Genomic DNA, 22,040 nt, shown 5'->3' on the forward strand with positions numbered 1-22,040 from the left:
GAGGTTAGAGTGATGAGAGCTGAAGAGCTGTTATGTGAGATGACGAAAGAATTATGGCATTGTTATCTGCTGGAACCGACGGAGGAAAATTACGGGAATATCATCCGGGTCTGTGACGAAAAGCTGAGCATGATAGGTACCGGAAGACATGAAATATTTAATACCTCCAAGGAGGCGGTCAAAAATATCCAGGACAACCAGAAGGAGGCCAGACAGATATCTTTTGACGTTCTCGACGAATGGTATAAGGCAGTAATGATACGCGATGATGTGGGAATCGTATACGGAGGCATCTGGGTCAGGGAGCACAGAGATGAGGATGCGGACGCGCTCATCGAGATGGATACGAGGTTTACCATCGTCTATGCCCTCAATGAAGACAAGGAGTGGAAGACAGTCCATGTCCATCATTCGATGCCATACTTTGACCAGGCGGACGGCGAGTTCTACCCGAAAGCACTTTCGGCAAAGGTAAGAGAAGCACTGGAACTGGTTGAACTGTTTAAGAAGAAGGCGGAGCTGGATCTTATGACAGGGATATACAACCACGATTCTTTCCAGCGCAAGGTCGAACAGAGACTTGCGGAAGAAGGCGGGATGTGCTTTTATATTATAGATTTAGATGATTTTAAGTTGGTAAATGACACGTATGGACACAGTACAGGGGATGCTCTCTTGAAACTGCTGGCAAAGCTGCTCAGGGAGCATTTTCCGGATAACGCGGTTATCGGCCGTCTCGGCGGGGATGAGTTTGCTGTCTGTGAAACCTGTTCCGGTACGAAGGAAGAGCGGGAAGAACGGCTCGGCAAGATTCGTTCAGAATTCCAGCGGCTGTCCGGCAGCATGCTGGAAGGGCGGCCCGGCAGCTATTCTGTCGGTATCGCTGAAAAGAGAAGCGAAGGAATCACTTACCGTCAGATATATGAGAAGGCTGATGAAGCGCTTTACCTTGCAAAACAGCAGGGGAAAGACAAGGCTTCTTTGCCGGCCGGACCGGGGGGACAAGGCATTGAAAGAGAATCAATATGACAATGAGGCATTCTTTAAAAAGTACAGTGAGATGAACCGCTCTAAAGAAGGGCTGAAGGGTGCGGGAGAATGGTCTGAACTGCAGAAGGTTCTGCCGGAATTTTCGGGTAAACGTGTTCTTGACCTTGGGTGCGGGTATGGATGGCACTGCCTTTATGCAGCGGAACATGGTGCGGATTATGTGCTCGGGACAGACCTTTCGGCCAGGATGCTGGAGACGGCGGTCCATAAGAACAGCCACAAGAAGATCGAGTACCGGCGTTGTGCCATGGAGGAGATAGATTTTCCGGACAATTCTTTTGATATTGTCTTAAGTTCTCTCGCCCTTCATTATGTTGAGAATTATAAAGAGCTCGTGCAGTGTATCAGCCGCATTACGGCCCCTGGCGGATACTTTGTATTTTCAGCAGAACACCCGGTATTTACCGCATATGGCACACAGGACTGGTATTATGGAGAGCAGGGAGAGATACTGCATTTTCCTGTGGATCGTTACTTTTATGAAGGAAAGAGGGACGCGGTATTTCTTGGAGAGCCTGTCACGAAATACCACCGGACCCTTACGACATATCTGAATACGCTGCTGGAGAATGGCTTTGAAGTGCTCAACATCATAGAGCCGCAGCCGCCGGAGGAAATGATGGATATTCCGGGAATGGCGGACGAGATGCGGCGCCCGATGATGCTGATAGTAAAAGCAGGGAAGAGACTATAACACGTTATGATCAAATATGAGCTGTATCAGGAGCGATGTCCCGGTTTAAATGCCGGGGCACCGCTCCGTTCTGCGCCAGCTTTTCTTCCATCAGATAGGCCTGTATGACAAGATGGTAGTATAACTGGGAATCAGCCTGGCCGGTACGGCTGATCTCCGCAAGGAGATCAGAAGACGTCTTATATTTTTTCCAGAGATGTGTGGTCGCCATCTTCCTGGTATATGGGAAAAGAAGGCAGTTGGCTGCAAACGCCGCCGCAATCCCGACCAATATGTAGCCAAGCCTGATAAGGAAGATATGACCGACAGCCTGCAGCCCGAATGCATCCATAAGCACGGCGCCGCCCAGCGCACCTATGGTGGAGCAGGCAAATGTCTGGGTGTAGTCTTTGAAGTAGAAAGATATATAGCCGGACAGCATCATGGCGGCGGTACGTCCGGCGGCGGAGGGGACGAGGGTATAGATAGCTACGGAGAGGAGCCCCCCTGCAAGCGTTGCGGCGAGCCGTTTTTTCATCTTGGCGGGCACATCATCTGCATAGGGCAGGGAGACGGAAGCAAGGGTAAACATGAGCCAGCGCCCGTGAGGAAGGGCGCAGAGCTGTACAAGCATCGCGGCGCAGGATAAAAGCAGGGCGGTTCTTACGGCGTAGACGGCACGGACAGGACTCAGATCCAGAGCAGCCTGCAGCCGCACCTTTACGGACAGGGCTGTCCTGCGGTAATGGGCTCTGCGCTGAGGATCCGCCATATGGAGCAGCTGGCCACGGATGTAGAGAAGTATCCCGCAGAACTGTCCCGATGTCCTGCCGGAATGGGAAGAGGATATGCGGCAGAAGTCTGCCGCCGGCAGCCTTTCAGATTCACGGCAGACATAGGCACGGAACAGTTCCAGGACAGCTTCAGTGTGACAGAGCAGCTTCTTGTCCGAAACAGACATGCCGGACGGCAGTTCCCTGACAAGGAGCAGGAGCTGTTCCAGACCACGTCCGGCGGCAATCATAGAAAATGCAGCGTCGGAAACGCACAGTACCCTTCGGCGGCGTTCATATACCATTTGGCTTAAGCGGCTGAGACTGTGGTGCATGCCAGAGGGTGAGGGACCTTCCGAAGATTCTCTGTTCTTATGCGCTATCTGAAGGAGTACATCGTCTATCATATCGGCCAGGACATCCCTGGCTGTCTCGGCAGCCCTGTTCCGCCCCATGAACCACTGGTATAAGAGGATGGATATCGCTCCCGCCAGCATGCCGAGCAGCCGGCGTGGAAGCTGCCCGGCGTCTGCCGGTGATATAAATACGAGGAACAGATAGGACAAGATATACGGAAAGTACATATGATCTGAATATTCATAAGTAAAAGCATACAGAATGATTAAAATTGTGATAAAATTAACTGCAAAGGACAGAGGTGCAGACAGTGTGTTCACAAGGTAAGCGGCTACCGCCATCCCTACGAGTACGACAGCCTGGATCAGCAGATGCTTCGCCGGCGCGGCTGTCAGGTCCCGCACCATGGAGGCGGACATCATGATAGTGAGAATGACACCTACGATAGTGTTTTCCGGACCGAAAACGAGCTGGAAGATATTCACGTAAGCAATGATAAAAAGAAAGTTCAGCGTGCTGGACAGAACCTTTTCTTTTGCTATCCGGGGCATATGCCGTTTTTTAGTCGTCATCATCAGATTCTGCATCTCCTTTTAAGCTTGAAATGATGTTCTGGGCATAGTATAATCAATCAAATGATTAAACATATATGATAGTCATACTTTATTTACTAATATACAAGAATATAGGATAGCATTTTCAAATTCATTTGTCAATAAGGAGAAAAAGATGGAATCAGAAAAGACATCGGAGAAATTTGTCCGGAACCTGCTTCTTGTCATGCCTGACTGGCATGCGAAGCTCGTACGCCCGTTCAAGGATTCGCTGAACAAGGAGATGAGCCTGGAAACCTATTATTGTCTGGAGACGCTTAAAGTATGTGGGTCTGTCACGATGACGGAGCTTGCCCGGCGTCTTAAGATACCGAAGCAGCAGGCTACGAAATTGATCGATAGGCTGAGCGGGCATCAGTTTATAGAACGGATATATAAAGAAGACGACCGGAGGGCAGTCTGGATAAAGCTTACCCCCACGGCCATCGCCTATCTGGACGGATACTATCTGAAAAACAGTGCCTTTCTCTCCATGTTGGAAGAGCAGCTGACAGAAGAGGAACTGAAGCGGCTCAACCGTGCTGTCGCAGACCTCGGTGAGATTCTGCCCCGGCTCAGCTAGCCGTGAGTCCGTGGGTGGCCGCTTAAGATAAGAGATAATAGGCAGCGCTGAAGGGGTCCAGGTCCAGTGGGATGCAGCCGTCTTCCGGTATGAGGGAGACAGCTCCACTGGTTCTGTCTTCGCCGTTCAAGCCAAACTTGCTGGAGAGCAGGAGCTCAATCCGGGCAGCGCCTTGTGCGGGAAGAAGATATTCCTTCTGCAGTTCATCTGAGAAGTTGAATACGGCCAGGATCCGTTCCGTTCCGTCTGTCCGCTCGAATGCATAGATGCAGCGTTCCTCCTGGGTACAGTCTATCCAGGAGAATCCGCATTGCTCATAATCCATGGCATAGAATGCGGGGTGGGAAAGGTAGATATGGCTGAGCTCTTTCATAAAGCAGTGGAACGCCTCGTGGATAGGATATGCCAGAATACCCCAGTCCTGTTCCCGCTTTTCATCCCATTCCCTGAGCTGGCCAAATTCATTTCCCATAAAATTAAGCTTCTTGCCCGGATGGGCGTACATGTACATATATAACGCCCTTGCCTGGGGAAACTTGCCTTCATAGTCTCCGTACATCTTCTGGAGGATAGTGGCTTTGCCGTGGACGACTTCGTCGTGGGACAGAGGCAGCAGGAAGGTATCGTTGTGATAGTATTGCATGGAAAAAGTGAGCTTGTGATAGTCTCGGCTTCTGTACTCCGGTGCCGTGCGGAAATATTCCAGCGTATCGTTCATCCATCCCATATCCCATTTGTAGTCAAATCCGAGGCCGCCGGCTTCCGTGCTTTTCGTCACGCCCGGATAGGAAGAGGAGTCCTCTGCGGACAGTATGGCGGAAGGGTGACGCTCTTTCAGACCCCGGTTCATTTCCCGGATAAATTCTACGGCTGTCTTGTTCACGCCCCGTGCGGCATCTCCCTGCCAGTAGATTATATTGCTTATGGCATCCATACGTATGCCGTCGGCGTGATATTCCGTGAGCCAGTAGTTGGCGGCGGACTGCAGAAAGCTTCGCACTTCGCCGCGGGAGTGCATGAAGTTGCAGCTGCCCCATTCGCTGAGTCCTACGTCCACATGCGGGTATTCATACAGGCTCGTGCCATCGTACCGGGCAAGGGCATAGTCGTCTACCGCGAAGTGGACAGGGACAAAGTCAAGGATGACACCGATATCGTTCTGATGGCAGAGGTCGATGAATGCCATGAGCTCCTGGGCCGTACCGTACCGCGAAGTCGGGCTGAAGAAACCGGTGTTCTGGTAGCCCCACGACTCATCGCACGGGTGCTCGCTCAAGGGCATGATTTCTACGTAATTATAGTGGTATTCTTTCAGATATGGAATAAGAAGCTCCGCCATCGCGGTATAAGAATACCAGTCGTCTTCCCTGCCGGAAGGCTTTCGCCAGGAACCGAAATGTATCTCATATATATTGAGCGGCTTTGATCTGCAGTCTGTACGCTTTGACATCCAGCGGGAATCGTGAAAGCGGTAGCTGTCCAGGCTGCGGATGATGGAAGCGCTGGCCGGACGTAGCTCCATACCGAATCCGTACGGATCGCAGTGGTCGGCAGATGTGCCGTCCTGGCGGCAGATCCGGTATTTGTACATCATGCCAGGCGCCGCATCCGGCACATGGCATTCCCAGAAGTTGCCGTCATATATCCGGTTCATGTCGTATTCCTCCCACCCGTTGAATTCTCCAATCAGGCTGATTTTCTGTGCGGCGGGGGCAAAGGTGCGGAATGTGGCGCCTCCATTTTCCGGGTGTGCACCCAGATACGTATATGCGTCAAATACTTTTCCCGTATAAAAGCCGTAATAATCCATTTACTTTCCTCCTACATATCAAATAGGCGGCTGCCATAATTATACGTAATAAATAATGGACAGCAGTCGTTTATCCTGTTTATAATGATTATACAGGCTAATATAGGCGGCATCTACCATCGTTAAAGGATAACAGTTGCATAAACAACTAATATTATAATAAGTTGGATAAGACAGGAGGATTCGTTTGGACTTACGGATGGAAAAGACAGAGAAAAGTATTAAAAATGCGTTTATAGAATTACGTTCCAGAAAACCGCTGGAGAAGATTACGGTCAAAGAGCTCTGCAGTATTGCACGGATCAACAAATCTACATTTTATTCCCACTACAGAGACATTTACGACCTTTCCGATGCCATGGAGGCGGAGATTGTTGAGTCGGTGACGAACAGCATCTCCCACCCCGAATATATCATAGAGAATCCGGCGGCATTTACGCAGGAGCTGTTTGTGGCGTATCTGTCCCAGAGTTCTCTGACAGACACGGTATTCTCCGGAAACGAGAGCAGCCATCTGGCGTCCAGGATTGAGGAGAGCGTGAAGAAGCTGCTGTTTGAAAAGTATCCGGCTTTACGGAAAGACATGGTCCTGAACTTGGTGCTCAGCTACTGCATCCAGGGGGCATACCATGCGTTTCGCGGTAACAGCCGGTATGACACGGACGAGAAGATTGCCGTCATCAGCACAATTACGGAGAACATCGGGCCGATGCTTGAAGATTATGAATAAGGAGTATATTTTTTAACTGATTCATGCTATACTTAGAGCTATAACCTGTATGATTCATAAAAGGAGATTGCTATGGAGTTTATAGATGTACTTATAAAGATGGAGATTGATCCACAGGAGACGATTCGCAGGTTCTGCCAGAACGAGTCGCTGCTCAAGAAGTATCTGCTGAGGTTCCGTGATGAAGCCACATATCCGAGCCTGAAAAAGGCGATAGAAGAGAAGGACTATAAGGAGATAGAGACTTGTGCGCATACGCTGAAGGGATTGTCCGCCAATCTGGGGATGAATAATCTGAGCAAGAGATGTGCGTATATAGTGGATGCGGTAAGAAATAATACATATGATAATCTTGACGAGATGTTTGCAAAGGTGGAAGAAGAGTACGACCGTCTGAGGGAATGTCTGAAAGAGCTGGAGTAAGCCGGCCGGGAGGGCAGTACCCTCTGGCAATCTGCCGGGGCCTGTGATAGAGGAATATAAAAGGAAGCTTTGTGTTTTATATACAGAGCTTCCTTTTCTTCATTTGCAAGCAGATTTAATCTTGGTAATAGCATTTGGCTAATCCATCATGAACTTCTCTATCACATGAAGCACGCCGTCCTCATCGTTCGACTTCGTTATGTAGTCGGCCTTTTCCAGCACAAGAGGCTGAGCGTTGGCCATGGCTACTCCCAGGCCGGCGGTCTCTATCATGGTCACGTCGTTATATCCATCGCCGCAGCAGACCATCTCATCTGCGGTCAGTCCGATGCTTGTCAGCAGACGGAGCAGGGAGTGGGCCTTATCGATGCCCGGAGGCATGATTTCCAGAAAGAAGGGGTCGGACAGATAGATATAGAGGTAGGAGCGGAAAGAATCTGCGACCTCGGCCTTCACCTCCTGTATCACATCCGGCTCTCCCGTAACGAGAAACTTGTTTGCCGGCGCGGTAATGTGAGACGGAAAATCATCCACGGATTTTATCGGCATATGATTGATGTGGGATTCCAGCTCGCTGTACCTGTTCGTACTGCCGCCTGACAGCAGCATATCAGAAGTGTACCCGACAATATCAACGCCCCGTCCCCGGTACTTGTCCACGATATTGAATAAAGGCGCGACGATATCCATAGGGAGCGTCTTGTTATAGATGACCTCCCTGCTCCGGCAGTCCGTAATCCGCCCACCATTAAAAGACAAGATATAACTGCCGTAACAATCCAGGTTGAGCTGGCCTGCCAGCGGCAGCACACCCTGCGTGGGACGTCCGCTCGCAAGCACCACCTTCTTGCCCTGCTCTTGTATATGAATCAAAGCCTCAAGCGTCGGCCTGGAAATCTCCTTCTTAGAGTTGGTCAGGGTACCATCCAAATCCAATGCTAAAATCTGATAATTCATACGTAACTCCTTTAATTTTGAAGGGGGTCAGACCCCTGTTACACATAGGGGTCTGACCCCTATGAAAATTTTACGAGTTGTTCGACAATTTCGGGGAACCACATTCCGTGTGACGCTTTCACCAGGACATTGTCCCCTTCTTTTATTATGCTGTTCATCTGCGCGAGGAAATCCTGCTTTGTGGCGAAGGAGAGCACTTCGATGCCTGTATTTCCGGCAGCCCCGACGGCGATTTCTTTTGCCAGATCTCCGATGGCGCACAGGACGTCTACGCCGTGCCTTGCTGCGTATTCCCCGACTTCACGGTGGAGCTCTTTTTCGTTATTGCCGAGTTCTCCCATGTTGCCGAGAACGGCTACTTTCCGGCCGATTGCCATGTTCAGGACATCAATCGCGGCCTTTGTGGACACCGGATTGGCATTGTAGCAGTCATCCAGTATCATGAGACTGCCGGTGGAGATAATGTTATTGCGGCCCGGGAGGGTCGTGTGTGCCTCGATGCCGGCCTTGATTTCTTCTACGGCAAGGCCGAGGGCAGCGCCTACCGCAGCGCCCGCCAGGGCGTTGGACACCATATGCGCGCCGGGGGTAGGGATAAGGCAGTCGAAAGCTTGGCCGTCCGGCATGTGTATCGTACAGGCCGTTCCTTTTAAGCCCATGGGCACGATGTCGGACGCATGGCACTGGCAGCCTTCCGTCGTTCCGAAGAGGACAGGAGTTACCCCTTTCACCGGTCCCATCCTGGACAGCAGGTCATCATCGCCGTTGAGGATGATGCTTCCCCCATTCTTCATATCCTGTATCATCTGGGATTTCTCCTGGAGAATCCCTTCTCTCGTCTTAAAGAATTCCAGATGGGCCACGCCGATATTCGTAATGACACAGATATCAGGGCTGGCGACAGAAGAGAGGCGGCGCATTTCCCCGAAATGGTTGACCCCCATCTCCAGGATTACGACCTCATGCTCTTCATTCATCTCGAATATCGTGAGGGGAAGTCCCCATTCATTGTTGAAGTTGCCCAATGTCTTGTGGACATTGTATTTCTGTGACACGACAGAAGCAATCATTTCCTTTGTACTTGTCTTGCCGACGCTTCCCGTGATACCGACTACCGTCACATCAAAAGAGTCCCTGTACAATTTGGCAATGTCCAGCAGCGCCTGTCCGGTAGACTCCACGAGAATATATGGAAAGTCCGTATCACCCAGGTCCTCGTGGGACACGACGCAGAGAGCGCCCCTTTCAATTGTATCAGGGATAAACTTGTGCGCATTGACATTCTCTCCGTCAATGGCGACAAACAGGTAATCCTTCTCGACTTTTCTGCTGTCGATTACGACACCCGCCACTTCCCGGCTCTTTTTACTATCGTCGCCGTGGTACGTGCCGTGACAGGCGTCCGCAATATTTTCCAGTGTAAGGTTCTTCATATTCCTTATCCTCTTACTTTCATTGATTCTTCGATTATTTTCTCACACAGTTCTCCGTAATTCATGCCGGCATTCAGGGCAGCCCTCGGAAGAAGGCTTGTAGGGGTCATGCCCGGCAGCCCGTTCATCTCAAGGCAGTAGAATCTGCCGTCCGTCTCATCTACGATAAAATCAGCGCGGGCGTAGACATCCATGCGCAGCGCCTCGAACGCTTTCTCTCCGGCACGCTGGATTTTCTTCATCATCTTCGCGTCCAGTGAGACCGGCGGGCATATTTCGGTGGCGCCCCCGTCCTGGTATTTGTTTTCATAAGAAAATACCTCGTCCCTCGGTATGATTTCTACGAGAGGCAGCGCCTTGCCTGCAAAGATGCCGCATGCATACTCGCGTCCCCTGATGAAAGGTTCGATGACGACTTCGTCCTGATGGTCCTCGTCAAAGGAACGGCGGACCGCCTCCTTATAATCCTCTTCGGTGTGGCAGATATATACGCCGAGGCTGGAACCGCTGGAACAGGGCTTGACGACGAGAGGAAGATAATATCCAAGCTCATCCAGCGTCGTATTCTTCGTCTTTTCCGTGAGAGAGGTTCCCCGCGGCGTAGGTACACGTGTCATCTTGAACACCTGCTTTGCGACAAGCTTATTCATGGACATGGCGCATCCGAGCGAATTAGGTCCCGTATACTTGATTCCAAGGACATCGAAGGTGGCCTGCATCTTTCCGTTTTCCCCGACGGAACCGTGAAGTCCCATGAACGTAATGTCAGCCAGACGGCACAGCTCGATGACATTCGGACCAAGGTAGCATTCAGACTGGTCTGGGCGGGAAGCTTTGACTGCCTCGATATCCGGTGCGGTCGTCTTGATGCCCTGGGCAATCTCAAGTCCCGCGCCGGGAAGGTCGAATACTTCTTCCAGCTTATCAGAATCGTAAGGTAATCCAAGATAGACATCAAGCAGAAATGCCTTGTGTCCCCGTTCTCTTAAGGTTCTGCAGATACCGGCGCCTGAGATTAGGGATACATCCCGCTCAGGGCTCAGTCCTCCTGCTAAAACGATAATCTTCATAAACAAATGCTCTCCTTTTTAGTTAGTCGTGCTGATCTGATCTAAGAGTGATTTCTTTACTTCATACAGTTCCTGTGACAAATCAACATATACGCGGTGCGGATAGAACAGCCGCTTCGTCTCTTCCCACAGCGTCTTCTTCTCCTGACGGCAGTATGCGGCAATCTCTTTTACAGAAGGAGACTTATACACACATTCCCCGTTCTTGAATACGGGAACAAGAATTTCACGCATCGTATAGGAACCACCCGGCAGCTTTGTCTTCTTCCAAGTCTCAATCGGGTCGAAGAGAAGCAGGTCCTCGCCTGTGTCATATTCTTCACCGACAAAGCAGATCAGATCGGCTTTTACTTTACCTGTTGTTTTATCATAGATTCTATAGATCGTTTTGTTACCAGGATTTGTTATTTTCTCAGTGTTTTCTGATATTTTTATCTTCGGTATGAATGCACCGTCATCATTCTTGATGGCGGCGAGCTTGTACACGCCTCCGAATGACGGACAGTCTTTGGACGTGATGAGGTTCGTCCCTACCCCCCAGGAATTGATGGCGGCACCCTGCATCTTCAGATCGTGGAGCAGATACTCGTCAAGGTCATTGGACGCAGTGATGGTAGCATCGGTAAACCCGGCTGCATCGAGCATCTTGCGGGCTTCCTTGGATAAGTAGGCAAGGTCGCCGCTGTCGAGGCGGATACCATACTTTTTAAAATGGACGCCCTTCTCCTTCATCTCTTGAAACACACGTATCGCGTTCGGTACGCCGGACTTGAGCGTATCATACGTATCCACGAGCAGGGTACAGTTATCCGGATACATCTCGGCATAGGTCCTGAACGCGGAATACTCGTCCTTAAAACTCATAATCCAGCTGTGTGCATGTGTCCCCATGACTGGCACGTCAAACAGCTGCCCTGCCAGTACGTTAGATGTTCCCACGCAGCCTCCTATCATGGCGGCTCTTGCTCCATACAGCCCTGCATCCGGTCCCTGGGCGCGGCGCAGGCCAAATTCCATAATACCGTCCCCGTTAGCAGCGAACACGATACGGGATGTCTTGGTCGCGATAAGAGACTGATGATTGATAATGTTCAGTATCGCCGTCTCCACAAGCTGCGCTTCCATAATAGGGGCGATGACCTTCAGAAGAGGCTCCTTCGGAAAGATGACAGTCCCTTCGGGAATCGCATAGATATCGCCGCTGAAATGAAATCCACTCAGGTAGTGGAGGAAATCTTCGCTGAAGATGCCCAGGCTCCTGAGATAGTCCACATCATCATATGTGAAGTTCAGATTCTTGATATAGTCAATCACCTGGTCAAGTCCGGCACATATAGAATAGCCGTTGTTACAAGGATTCTGGCGGAAAAACACGTCAAAAATCACAGTTTCGTTCTGTCCCTGTTCGTAATAACCCTGCATCATGGTCAACTCATATAGATCCGTCAGCAAGGTCAAATCTCTTCTGCTCATTTTCCTGTTAAAACTCCTTTTTTCTCGGGGCAGTCCGAACTGCCCTGTCTATATGAATACCCGGTATCGAATATTCTGTCTTATTATATCACCAGACACATGAAATGTAAAAGAGAAAAGTAATCAACCAGAGGCTTAGACAAGCCCCTGGTTCTTATTGATCGTCTCCTGTATGATATTCTGGCAGTACTGCCCGAGATGCTTCTTCGTCTCTTTGTCCAGTTCGTTCGGATAGACAGGCCTGCCGTATTCCAGCACGACGTGCGTCTTTTTGATGCGCGGAAACTGCTGCTCAAAGATGGCATGCGTATTGTTCAGGCACATCGGTATGATGGCGCATCCGGTCTTTTCTGCAATCTTGAAGGAGCCGTCATGGAACGGCAGCATGCTCAGCTCATCCCCGTCGTTGCGCGTCCCCTCGGGAAAGATGCAGATAGAGATGCCTTCCTTCACATACTCTATCGCCTTCAGGATTGTCTTAAGCCCCTCTTTCGGCGTGCTTCTGTCGAGAAACAGACAGTACAGCCGTTTCATCCAGTCTCTGAGAAGCGGATAGCGCAGCATCTCCTTCTTTGCAATATATCCGGTAAGGCGCCGGCACCGCGAATACGTGATGAGTATATCGAAGTAGCTCCTGTGGTTGCCGATATAAAGTACCGGCTCATCCGGAACATTTTCCTCGCCTATGACGGTGACTTCCACGCCGGAGATGCGGAGCATCAGGCGGAAGACCCACTGTACGAGACGCAGGGAGCTTACATCTGCAGTCCTGCGTCTGAACTTACGGATAACCCATTCCACACCGAGTACAGGAATACCCAGCACGAGATACAGCATCAACACGATTGCAACACATATAAATCTTATCATCAGTATAACCTCTCTGTCTTGTTATTTAATATCTTCCATATAATATAGCCATGTCTTTCAGCTCTTTTGCAAGCGGCGCGCTTAAAATCCCTTTTTTAAAGCGCCAGTTCCAGTTGCCCGCGGCGACTCCCGGTATGTTCATCCTGGCCTCCTTCCCGTATGACAGGACATCCTGCATCGGTACGACCGCACAGGCGGCGATGCTGCCGAAGCAGAGACGTATGAATTCCTTGTTGACCTTCGTGCCGTCCGAATTCGTATACCGCCTGACCTTTTCCTGGCAGGCAGGATCAAGCGTCTCATACCATCCAAGCGTCGTGTCATTGTCGTGCGTCCCGGTATAGCAGACGCAGTGAGGCGTCGTAAACTGGTGGGGGAGGAATGCGTTTTCATGCGTGCCCTCGAACGCGAACTGAAGCACTTTCATGCCTGGAAAGTGGAAGTCATTCCGCAGCGCCTCGACTTCAGGCGTGATGACACCAAGGTCTTCCGCTATAATCGGCAATCCCTCACCAAGGGCATCTTCTATGGCATGGAACAGTTCCCGGCCGGGAGCTTTGACCCACTCGCCATGTACGGCTGTCTCTTCTCCGTACGGAACAGACCAGTATGCCTCAAAACCACGGAAGTGGTCGATACGCAGGATATCGAGCAGTGTAAGCTGATGGCGTATCCGGGAAATCCACCACGCAAAGCCCTCCTCCTCGTGGGCCGCCCAGTGATAGAGCGGATTCCCCCAGAGCTGTCCTGTCTCGGAAAAATAATCCGGCGGTACGCCTGCAACTTTGACGGGATATCCCTTTGAATCGAGCTGGAACAGATGCTGGTTCGCCCACACGTCCGCACTGTCCATAGAGACGAAGATAGGGATATCCCCGATAATCTGTATGTCGTGCCTGTTTGCATAAGCTTTCAGCTCCTTCCATTCCTCAAAAAACAGGAACTGGAGGAATCTGTAGAACCCGCTGTCTTTTTCATACGTCTGCTGAAGCTGTGCTTTGTATTCCGCTGACGGATATCTGCAGTCATCTTCCCACTCGAGCCAGCTTACGCCTCCGTGCGCATCCTTGCACGCCATAAAGAGCGCATAATCGTCCAGCCAGTCCGCGTTCTGTCCGCAGAATGCCTCGTATGCCGAAATGAGTTCCCGGTGGGCCTCCCGATAGGCAGTAGTGAGGAAGCGGCGGTAAGCATTCTGAAAGATACGCTGCTTCCAGGGAATGATGACGCCGTAGTCGACGTGTTCGTCATCGCGGACGGGACAGTGCAATATCTCATAGCCTTGTACAAGGTCCAGTTCTTTTAAATGGGCTGGACTGATAAGGAGGGGCTGACCTGCAAAGGCGGAGAAGCTCTGGTAAGGGGAGTCGCCGTAACCGGTATGGGTGAGCGGAAGCATCTGCCAGATATGCTGTCCCGCGCGCTCTAAAAAGTCTACGAATTCATAGGCCTCTGCCCCCAAGTCTCCGATACCGTACGGGGACGGCAGGGAAGTCGGGTGCAGCAGAATGCCCGAGATTCTTTTCTGTTCAATCATATGGGTACGCCTGCTTTCTATAGAGATTAAGTAGTTTTATGACAAATATGCGTCTATTATACTACAAAATTGGAATTTTTCATAGCTTTGCTGTGTATGATGTTAAAGAGAATGTAGCTTTGAGGAATCTGATGAAAAGATTATGCTCCTATGTGCTTCTTCTGGCCTGCGCATTCCTTCTGACAGCATGTTCCGTCACAAAGACGGACAAAGACAAGATACGTGACATCGACTTTACCGTAGTCGATACGGAAGCTGTTCCGGAAGAGCTGGCCGCACAGATAGAAGAGGCGAAGGCGGAACCATTCAGGCTTACTTACGGGGATAATGGATATCTGTACATTGCCCGTGGATATGGGACAAAAGATACAAGCGGGTACAGTGTGGAGGTGCCGGAATGTTATGAGACGTCCAATGCAGTCTGCATGAAAAGCAGTCTTTTGGGTCCGGACAAAACGGAAGAGGTGCAGAAAAAACCGACTTATCCGTATGTAGTTATAAAAATGGAATACAGCGACAAAAACGTAGAATTTGATTAAGGAGGAATGAAGGATGGAATATATGAAAAAACAGGTACAGACTTACCGGACGGGGAAAGTCATTACCGACCAGTTTTACATTGACGATGATTATAATGTACCGGACGTAAAAAGTGACGTGATGCGTATCATACTCGGAGAGGGAATGCTGGATGTGGAAGACATGAAGGTAGTGGAAAACTACATCCGCGTAACCGGAAAGATGAATTTCAAGGTGCTGTACGTGACCGAGGAGGGAGAAGCAAGGCTGTCGTCCCTGGAGGGACGGATTCCGTTTGAGGAGATGATATACACGGAACAGATGCCGGAAGGGATGCCGTTCATCAAGGCCTCTAATATCGATCTGACGGTGACAGCCATCCACTCCAGGAAGCTGAACCTGAAAGCGCTCGTGGAGCTTCAGGTGTCCTCAGAAGGCATGGACGACCTGGAAGTGACAACAGATATCTTAAGCGATGCTCCGCTGTATAAGCGATATGCGGAAAAGCAGATGCTGCGGATGCTCACCTCGAAGAAAGATACATACCGCATCAAAGAGGAAGTCGCCATCAGCGGGACAAAGGAAAATGTCGGAACGCTGCTCTGGACAGATGTCGCGAGCCGCAAGCTCGATACGAGGCTCGGCACGGACGAGATGCTTATACAGGGAGAGCTGATGCTGTTCTGCTTCTATGAATCTCTGGAGGGCAAGACAGACTGGATTGAACAAGTCATTCCTTATGAAGGACGTATAGAATGTTACGGTGCACAGGATAATATGTATCATCAGATATATCCGGAGCTAGCGGATGTCAATATAGATGTGCGCATGGATGAAGATGGTGAGATGCGCCTGCTCGGCGTGGAGGCCACGCTGGAAATCCGGCTCATCGTGTATGAAGAGGAGAATGAGGATGTGCTGGAAGACGTATATTCGCTGGACCAGACTTGCATCCCGAGAATAACAGAAGAAACATTTGAAAAGCTGCTCATGCAGAATCATTCAAAATGTAAAGTGATAGAACAGCTCTCTCTTCCGGAGATTAAGGACAGCATGCTGCAGGTGTGCCACAGCAGCGGAAAGATTCAGCTGGAACGGACCGAGGTCGTGGACGGCGGCATACAGATTGAAGGTGTGCTCCATATCAGTTTCCTCTATGTAAAAGCAGACGATGTCGTCCCGTTTGACACGTGGCAGGGTATGGTTCCCTTCTCCTATCTGCTGGAGAGCAATGAAACGAGCAGTGACATGACCTATGACCTGACGTATGCCGTTGAGCAGCTTTCCATCGGCCTGCTCGGCAGCGACGAGATAGAAATCAAGGCAGTGCTTGCCTTCAACAGCTTCCTGAAACAGCCGGTACGGATATCCAACATAGAAGAAGTAGACTTTGAACCTGTCGATATGGAGGAGATGGAGCGTCGGCCTGGTATCGTGGGATATATCGTGCGGGACGGAGATATGCTCTGGGATCTTGCGAAACGATACAGCACGACGGTAGAAGGGATCATGGAAGTGAACGGTCTGGAATCAGAGCAGGTGAAACCCGGGGATAAGATATTGATTTTTAAGGAAAATATGAGTATACTATGAGTACACTGTATACAAGATACAACGATCTGAGGATAATGTAAACGTTAACTTACGAGGAGATAAAATATGGATAAACTGGAGTTGAAAGCACTGGCTAAGATAAACCTGGGCCTGGACGTACTCGGAAGGCGGAGCAACGGATACCACGATGTACGCATGGTGATGCAGACGGTGTACTTGTATGACCAGGTCATAATGGAGAAGAAGAAGGAGCCGGGCATCGAAGTGGAGACGAACCTGTATTTCCTTCCGGTCAATGAGAATAATCTCGCTTACAAGGCAGCAAAGCTGCTTATGGATGAATTTCACATAAAAGAGGGAATCAAGATTACGCTTAAGAAGCATATTCCGGTGGCGGCAGGTATGGCAGGCGGAAGTTCCAATGCAGCGGCAGTGCTCTATGGAATGAACCGCATGTTTGCCCTGAAGCTGCCGGAGAAAGCTTTGATGGAACGGGGGTTGACGCTTGGGGCGGACGTGCCGTACTGCATCATGCGGGGAACCGTGCTTGCAGAGGGCATCGGCGAGATTCTCACTCCTTTAAGCCCCATGCCGAAGTGCCATATATTGATAGCGAAGCCGCCCATCAGCGTATCGACCAAGTTCGTGTACGATGAGCTGGACTCCCGCGAGATAACAGCGCACCCGGATATAGACGGAATCATAGAGGGTCTGGATGGACAAGACCTGGCACGCACGGCCGGATGCCTTGGAAACGTGCTGGAGGAAGTCACGGTCCGGGAATACCCTGTAATCGAACAGATCAAGAATGTCATGAAAGGACAGGGGGCATTGAACGCCATCATGAGCGGAAGCGGCCCGACCGTATTCGGCATATTTGAGGAAAAGAGCAGGGCGAGGGAGGCAGGCAGAAAGATAAAGGAAACGGGATTAACGAAGCAGGTGTATGTTACGAACGTGCATAATGCAAGGAGGAAATGAGCATGGAACCAAACTTTCAAGTCAATATGAACGAATATCTCCCGCTCCGGGACGTCGTATTTAATACGCTCCGTCAGGCGATTCTGCGGGGAGAGCTGAAACCCGGGGAGAGGCTGATGGAGATCCAGCTCGCCAATAAGCTTGGTGTCAGCCGTACACCTATACGTGAAGCAATCCGTAAGCTGGAGCTGGAAGGACTTGTGCTCATGATTCCGCGAAAAGGGGCAGAGGTGGCAGAGATAACGGAGAAGAGCCTGCGGGATGTGCTGGAAGTCAGGAAAGCGCTGGAGGAGCTGGCGGTACAGCTCTGCTGTGACAAGATTACGAAGGATGAGATCAGGGAGCTTGAAAAGGCTGCGGAAGATTTTAAGACCGCCATAAGAAGAGGCGGCCTTACAGAGATAGCCGAGGCGGATGTAAAGTTCCACGATGTCATCTATATGGCAACGGACAACCAGAAGCTCATCCAGCTGCTGAACAACCTGCGTGAGCAGATGTACCGATACAGGATGGAATATCTGAAAAGTGATGAAGTATATCCGCAGCTCATCTCTGAGCATAAAGACATTATCCGACATGTCGCCGGCAAAGAAAAGGACAAAGCTACCGAAGTCGTCAGCAAGCATATAGATAACCAGGTCGAGGGCGTCATCGATACGCTCCGCCTGAAAAAATCATAAATTTAACGCCTGCTTTTGTATAAGCGCCGTGAAATGTGTACAGACTTCTTATAACATCCGAGGGGATTGTGAATAAGGAGGTACATAGAATGCGGGAAGAAATCAAAAAGAGATATAGAAAGAAGCAGCTCATCTGTGTTATACTTGGTATCTGTATAGCACTTATCCTGACGGGGAGTATCGTCAGCCGCCGGATGAAAGTGGTCGACGCGAAAGTGCGGGAGACGCAGGAGAAACTGGCGGGAGAGGTGTTCCGCTTCCACGTGCTGGCGAACAGCGACAGCGAGGAGGATCAGGCGCTGAAGCTGAAAGTGCGGGACGCGGTACTGGCGTATATGAAAGCCGATATGAAAGGCGGGACGGCCGGCGAGCCGACCGCGGAGGATACGAAGAGATGGGCTCACAACCATCTGGAGGAAATTGAGGAGAAGGCGGAGGAGGTTATCCGTAAGGAAGGGTATTCCTACGGAGCAGAAGCGAATGTACAGTTCTGCCATTTTCCGGACAAGACTTACGGGGACATCACGTTTCCGGAAGGAGATTATGAGGCGCTGCGTATCGTGATCGGGCAAGGCAGAGGCCACAACTGGTGGTGCGTGCTCTATCCGAACTTATGCTTTATGAGCACGACGTGCGCGGTCGTAAGCGATGAGGGGAAAGAGGAGCTGAAAGAAGTGCTCACAGATGATGAATATGAAATGGTGACAGCCACTTCGGACTTTAAGATAAAATGGTTTTTCTTTGGAGGAGACGAGAAAGAGGACCGGTAGAGACATGGAGGCAGTTTCATGACTGAGTTTTTGGTAAGACGTTTTGTTAAGAATCATGAAGAGGTAGAGAAGGTGTCTGTCCGTACGGCCTATGGAGTGTTGGCGAGTGCGGTGGGCATCTTTTGCAATGTATTGTTATTTGTGGTCAAGGCGGCCGTGGGCTTCCTGCTCCACAGCATATCCGTAACCGCAGACGCTTTTAATAACCTCTCGGACGCGGGATCTTCCGTCATCGGGCTAGTGGGCGTCAAGATGGCAAGCAAACCGGCAGATAAAGACCATCCGTTCGGCCACGGAAGGATTGAATATATCGCGGCGCTGATTGTAGCGTTTCTCGTCCTGCAGGTCGGGTTTACCTTTTTCAAGGATGCCATCGGAAAGATACGTGAGCCGGAGATGATGAAGTTCAAGCTCATATCTGTTATCATACTCATACTGTCTGTCGGGGTGAAGCTCTGGATGGGCGTCTTTAACCGGAAGCTCGGACAGCGCATCAATTCGAAGGTCATGCTCGCAACGGCGGCAGACGCGCTCGGAGACGTGATAACAACGTCCGCCACGATCGCCTCTCTTCTGTTCTGGAAGGCAACCGGAATTAATATTGACGGCTTCGTAGGACTTGGCGTATCGCTAGTCGTCATGTGGGCGGGAATCGGCATTGCCAGAGATACGCTGGAGCCCCTTATCGGTGAACCCGTGGCGGCGGAAGAATATGTCAGGATATCGAGGTTCGTGGAGAAATATGACGGCATCGTCGGCAGCCATGACCTGATTGTACATAATTACGGGCCTGGGAGAAGCATGGCGTCCATCCATGCAGAAGTGCCGAACAATACGGATATAGAAGATTCGCATGAGATCATCGACAAGATAGAACGGGACGCGGCCAGGAAGCTTGGAATCTTTCTCGTGATACATATGGATCCTGTGGAGACGAAGGATGAGCAGGTGCTCGAGGCGAAGGAACATGTGGAAGAGGTGGTATCACGTCTGGATGGCAGGGCGAGCATCCACGACTTCCGCATGGTGGACGGCAGACACCAGATTAATCTTATCTTCGACCTCGTTGTTCCGAGAGAATACAGCAGGGAGCAGCAGAACAGCCTGAGCCACGCGGTCATGGAGGAACTTCAGAAGATAGATGAGAGATACCAGTGCGTCATTGCGGTTGAGATGAGCTTTGTGGCAAGTGCACGGAAAGGACAGGAAGAATAAGAGATGTATTCATTTGACAGCAGAGTCAGGTTCAGTGAGGTGGACCACACGAAGCAGATAACCTTGCCAGGGGTTATCAATTATTTTCAGGACTGCAGCACCTTCCATTCGGAGAGTCTCGGCCTCGGGGTCGATTACTTCGCAAAACACAAGCGGGCATGGGTGCTGAACGCGTGGCAGGTCGTAACAGAACGCTATCCTAAGCTTGGAGAGCACATCACGGTCAGCACGTGGGCGACGGAATTCAACGGATTATACGGGCTCCGAAACTTCCGTATGACGGACGGTAAGGGCAGGACCACGGCATATGCCAATTCTGTCTGGGTATATATGGATATGGCGAAAGGAAGGCCGGTGAAGCCGCCGACCGAGGAGATTGAGGCATACGGGGAAGAAGAGCCCCTGGCAATGGATTATGCACCGAGGAAGATTGCCCTTCCGGATACATGGGAAGAAAAGCCCCCCTTTCCGGTGAGAAAGTATCATATCGATACGAATGAGCACGTCAATAACTGCCAGTATGTGCAGATGGCGCTGGAGGTGCTCGGGAAAGAGCCGGATATACGACAGGTTAGGGTAGAATACAGGAAATCGGCTGTCTATCAGGATATTATCAGCCCGCGCGTGTCAGAGGAGGAAGGCCGGACAGTCGTGTCACTTGGAGATGCACAGGGGAAACCTTATGCAATAGTAGAACTAAAGGAGAACTTATGATGACATTAGAAAAGGGATTAGGAAAAAAACAGGTGCTGAGCGTGGTGAAGCTGGTGGACTTTGGGGTATATCTCGGAACGGAGGAAGAGAAAGTGCTGCTTCCGAAAAAGCAGGTTCCCGAAGGGACAAAAAAAGGAGACGAGATAGAAGTATTTCTCTATAAGGATTCTTCGGACAGGCTGATAGCCACGACGTCAGAGCCTGCACTGACACTCGGCGGGCTGGCCGTTCTGGCTGTAGCAGATACCGGACGGGTAGGAGCTTTCCTCGAGTGGGGGCTTGAGAAAGATCTGCTGCTGCCGTATAAGGAGCAGACGGCAAAGGTGGAGAAGGGGGACAAGGTGCTTGTGGCGCTGTATGTGGACAAGAGCCGGCGCCTCTGTGCGACGATGAAGGTGTATGACAGGCTGCTGACAGATTCACCTTATAAAAAAGATGACCATGTAAGCGGAACGGTCTATGAGTTCAGTGATAATTTTGGGGTGTTCGTGGCGGTAGATAACCGGTATTCCGCCCTGATACCAAAGAGAGAGGCATTTGGCAGCCTGAAAGTGGGAGATAAGGTACATGCGAGGGTCGTGAAAGTACATGCGGACGGAAAATTAGACTTAAGCATCAGGGAAAAGGCATTTATCCAGATGGACGCGGATGCCGCGGCAATTGTAAAACGGATGGAAGAATATGGGGGAGAGCTGCCGTTTACGGACAAGGCGGAGCCGGAACTCATCCAGAGAGAGTTCGGTTTGAGCAAAAATGCTTTTAAGCGTGCGGTAGGACGGCTGCTGAAAGAGGGCAAGGTAGAAATCAGAAATAGTTCCATCGTGCTCAAGTAATTATTACCAAAAACTGGTGTGAAAAATTGTGCACATTTTAAAAAGCGCCGAAAATCAACATTTGCCTTGATTTTGGCAGGGTTTTCGTATATATTGAGGGTGTAAAAAGAAAAGAGTAGAAAAGAAAAGGAGAGTAACAAGATGAAAGTTCAGAATATCACAAATATCGAAAAGTTTTTCGAAGTAGTAGACAGTTGCTCAGGTAAGGTAGAATTAGTAACAGGTGAAGGAGACAGACTTAATTTAAAATCTAAATTATCTCAGTATGTGTCTATGGCAAATATCTTCTCTAATGGAGAGATACCGGAGCTGGAAATCGTGGCACATGAAAAAGAAGATATCGACAAGCTCGTCGCATTCATGATTAACGGCTAAAGACAGGACTTATATACAGGCTGGCAGACAGCGCAGACGGCGGCAATATTCTCCTCGTAACGAGGAG

General features: G+C 50.4%; 22 protein-coding genes. 14 read left to right on the forward strand and 8 right to left on the reverse strand.

Going from position 1 to position 22,040, the window contains the following annotated elements:
- Positions 1–12: 12 nt before the first annotated feature.
- A complete protein-coding gene (locus HMPREF0980_RS14595) occupies positions 13–1,029 on the forward strand; it encodes a diguanylate cyclase domain-containing protein (RefSeq protein ID WP_049729837.1) in 1,017 nt (338 codons plus the stop codon).
- On the forward strand, positions 1,010–1,744 hold the full coding sequence (locus tag HMPREF0980_RS14600; protein WP_049729838.1) for a class I SAM-dependent methyltransferase: 735 nt from the start codon (positions 1,010–1,012) through the stop codon (positions 1,742–1,744). The genes HMPREF0980_RS14595 and HMPREF0980_RS14600 overlap by 20 nt, the downstream gene beginning before the upstream one ends.
- Positions 1,745–1,754: 10 nt before the next feature.
- On the opposite strand, the gene HMPREF0980_RS14605 is transcribed toward HMPREF0980_RS14600, so the two are convergent.
- Positions 1,755–3,425: an FUSC family protein gene (locus HMPREF0980_RS14605; RefSeq protein ID WP_084002870.1), complete on the reverse strand. Its 1,671-nt coding sequence runs from the start codon at positions 3,423–3,425 to the stop codon at positions 1,755–1,757.
- 157 nt (positions 3,426–3,582) lie between these two features.
- Between HMPREF0980_RS14605 and HMPREF0980_RS14610 the strand changes: the two genes are divergently transcribed.
- Entirely contained in the window at positions 3,583–4,029 is a 447-nt protein-coding gene (locus HMPREF0980_RS14610; protein ID WP_049729839.1) for a MarR family winged helix-turn-helix transcriptional regulator, read from the forward strand.
- Positions 4,030–4,051: 22 nt separating this feature from the next.
- On the opposite strand, the gene glgB is transcribed toward HMPREF0980_RS14610, so the two are convergent.
- Positions 4,052–5,839: a 1,4-alpha-glucan branching protein GlgB gene (glgB, locus tag HMPREF0980_RS14615; protein WP_049729840.1), complete on the reverse strand. Its 1,788-nt coding sequence runs from the start codon at positions 5,837–5,839 to the stop codon at positions 4,052–4,054.
- A gap of 187 nt (positions 5,840–6,026) precedes the next feature.
- Between glgB and HMPREF0980_RS14620 the strand changes: the two genes are divergently transcribed.
- A complete protein-coding gene (locus tag HMPREF0980_RS14620) occupies positions 6,027–6,569 on the forward strand; it encodes a TetR/AcrR family transcriptional regulator (RefSeq protein ID WP_049729841.1) in 543 nt (180 codons plus the stop codon).
- A 72-nt stretch (positions 6,570–6,641) separates the two neighbouring features.
- Positions 6,642–6,992 (forward strand): Hpt domain-containing protein, encoded by a 351-nt coding sequence (locus tag HMPREF0980_RS14625; protein WP_049729842.1) that lies wholly within the window; start codon positions 6,642–6,644, stop codon positions 6,990–6,992.
- A gap of 138 nt (positions 6,993–7,130) precedes the next feature.
- On the opposite strand, the gene HMPREF0980_RS14630 is transcribed toward HMPREF0980_RS14625, so the two are convergent.
- From HMPREF0980_RS14630 to malQ, 6 genes are all read right to left on the reverse strand, one after another.
- On the reverse strand, positions 7,131–7,949 hold the full coding sequence (locus tag HMPREF0980_RS14630; RefSeq protein WP_049729843.1) for a Cof-type HAD-IIB family hydrolase: 819 nt from the start codon (positions 7,947–7,949) through the stop codon (positions 7,131–7,133).
- A gap of 59 nt (positions 7,950–8,008) precedes the next feature.
- Positions 8,009–9,382 (reverse strand): UDP-N-acetylmuramoyl-tripeptide--D-alanyl-D-alanine ligase, encoded by a 1,374-nt coding sequence (locus tag HMPREF0980_RS14635; RefSeq protein ID WP_049729844.1) that lies wholly within the window; start codon positions 9,380–9,382, stop codon positions 8,009–8,011.
- A gap of 5 nt (positions 9,383–9,387) precedes the next feature.
- A complete protein-coding gene (locus tag HMPREF0980_RS14640; protein ID WP_049729845.1) occupies positions 9,388–10,452 on the reverse strand; it encodes a D-alanine--D-alanine ligase family protein in 1,065 nt (354 codons plus the stop codon).
- An 18-nt stretch (positions 10,453–10,470) separates the two neighbouring features.
- Entirely contained in the window at positions 10,471–11,925 is a 1,455-nt protein-coding gene (locus HMPREF0980_RS14645) for a nicotinate phosphoribosyltransferase (protein ID WP_049729846.1), read from the reverse strand.
- Positions 11,926–12,060: 135 nt separating this feature from the next.
- Positions 12,061–12,795, reverse strand: a complete 735-nt coding sequence (locus tag HMPREF0980_RS14650; RefSeq protein ID WP_049729847.1) for a lysophospholipid acyltransferase family protein — start codon at positions 12,793–12,795, stop codon at positions 12,061–12,063.
- 25 nt (positions 12,796–12,820) lie between these two features.
- Positions 12,821–14,332, reverse strand: a complete 1,512-nt coding sequence (gene malQ, locus HMPREF0980_RS14655) for a 4-alpha-glucanotransferase (RefSeq protein ID WP_049729848.1) — start codon at positions 14,330–14,332, stop codon at positions 12,821–12,823.
- 131 nt (positions 14,333–14,463) lie between these two features.
- Here malQ and HMPREF0980_RS14660 point away from each other — a divergent pair, with 131 nt between their 5' ends.
- The 9 genes from HMPREF0980_RS14660 to HMPREF0980_RS14700 all read left to right on the forward strand — a co-directional run bounded on the left by HMPREF0980_RS14660 (position 14,464) and on the right by HMPREF0980_RS14700 (position 21,973).
- Positions 14,464–14,871 (forward strand): protease complex subunit PrcB family protein, encoded by a 408-nt coding sequence (locus HMPREF0980_RS14660; RefSeq protein ID WP_049730029.1) that lies wholly within the window; start codon positions 14,464–14,466, stop codon positions 14,869–14,871.
- Between the two features lie 13 nt (positions 14,872–14,884).
- Positions 14,885–16,444, forward strand: coding sequence for a DUF3794 and LysM peptidoglycan-binding domain-containing protein (locus tag HMPREF0980_RS14665; RefSeq protein ID WP_049729849.1), 1,560 nt, complete (start codon positions 14,885–14,887; stop codon positions 16,442–16,444).
- A gap of 66 nt (positions 16,445–16,510) precedes the next feature.
- Positions 16,511–17,386 carry a 4-(cytidine 5'-diphospho)-2-C-methyl-D-erythritol kinase gene (gene ispE / locus HMPREF0980_RS14670; RefSeq protein ID WP_049729850.1) on the forward strand — a complete coding sequence of 292 codons (876 nt, stop codon included), beginning with the start codon at positions 16,511–16,513 and terminating at the stop codon, positions 17,384–17,386.
- A gap of 2 nt (positions 17,387–17,388) precedes the next feature.
- On the forward strand, positions 17,389–18,066 hold the full coding sequence (locus tag HMPREF0980_RS14675; RefSeq protein WP_049729851.1) for a GntR family transcriptional regulator: 678 nt from the start codon (positions 17,389–17,391) through the stop codon (positions 18,064–18,066).
- 89 nt (positions 18,067–18,155) lie between these two features.
- The gene (gene spoIIR, locus HMPREF0980_RS14680) at positions 18,156–18,836 is read left to right on the forward strand and encodes a stage II sporulation protein R (RefSeq protein WP_049729852.1); all 681 of its coding nucleotides are present in this window, start codon (positions 18,156–18,158) and stop codon (positions 18,834–18,836) included.
- Positions 18,837–18,854: 18 nt separating this feature from the next.
- Positions 18,855–20,051: a cation diffusion facilitator family transporter gene (locus tag HMPREF0980_RS14685; RefSeq protein ID WP_049729853.1), complete on the forward strand. Its 1,197-nt coding sequence runs from the start codon at positions 18,855–18,857 to the stop codon at positions 20,049–20,051.
- A gap of 3 nt (positions 20,052–20,054) precedes the next feature.
- Positions 20,055–20,765, forward strand: coding sequence for an acyl-[acyl-carrier-protein] thioesterase (locus HMPREF0980_RS14690; protein WP_049729854.1), 711 nt, complete (start codon positions 20,055–20,057; stop codon positions 20,763–20,765).
- Entirely contained in the window at positions 20,765–21,598 is an 834-nt protein-coding gene (locus HMPREF0980_RS14695) for a CvfB family protein (RefSeq protein ID WP_049729855.1), read from the forward strand. Before HMPREF0980_RS14690 ends, HMPREF0980_RS14695 begins: the two co-directional genes overlap by 1 nt.
- 141 nt (positions 21,599–21,739) lie before the next feature.
- Positions 21,740–21,973 carry a hypothetical protein gene (locus HMPREF0980_RS14700; RefSeq protein WP_006444854.1) on the forward strand — a complete coding sequence of 78 codons (234 nt, stop codon included), beginning with the start codon at positions 21,740–21,742 and terminating at the stop codon, positions 21,971–21,973.
- The last annotated feature ends 67 nt before the right edge of the window (positions 21,974–22,040 follow it).

Source organism: Dorea sp. D27, assembly GCF_001185345.1.
Classification (GTDB): domain Bacteria; phylum Bacillota; class Clostridia; order Lachnospirales; family Lachnospiraceae; genus Extibacter.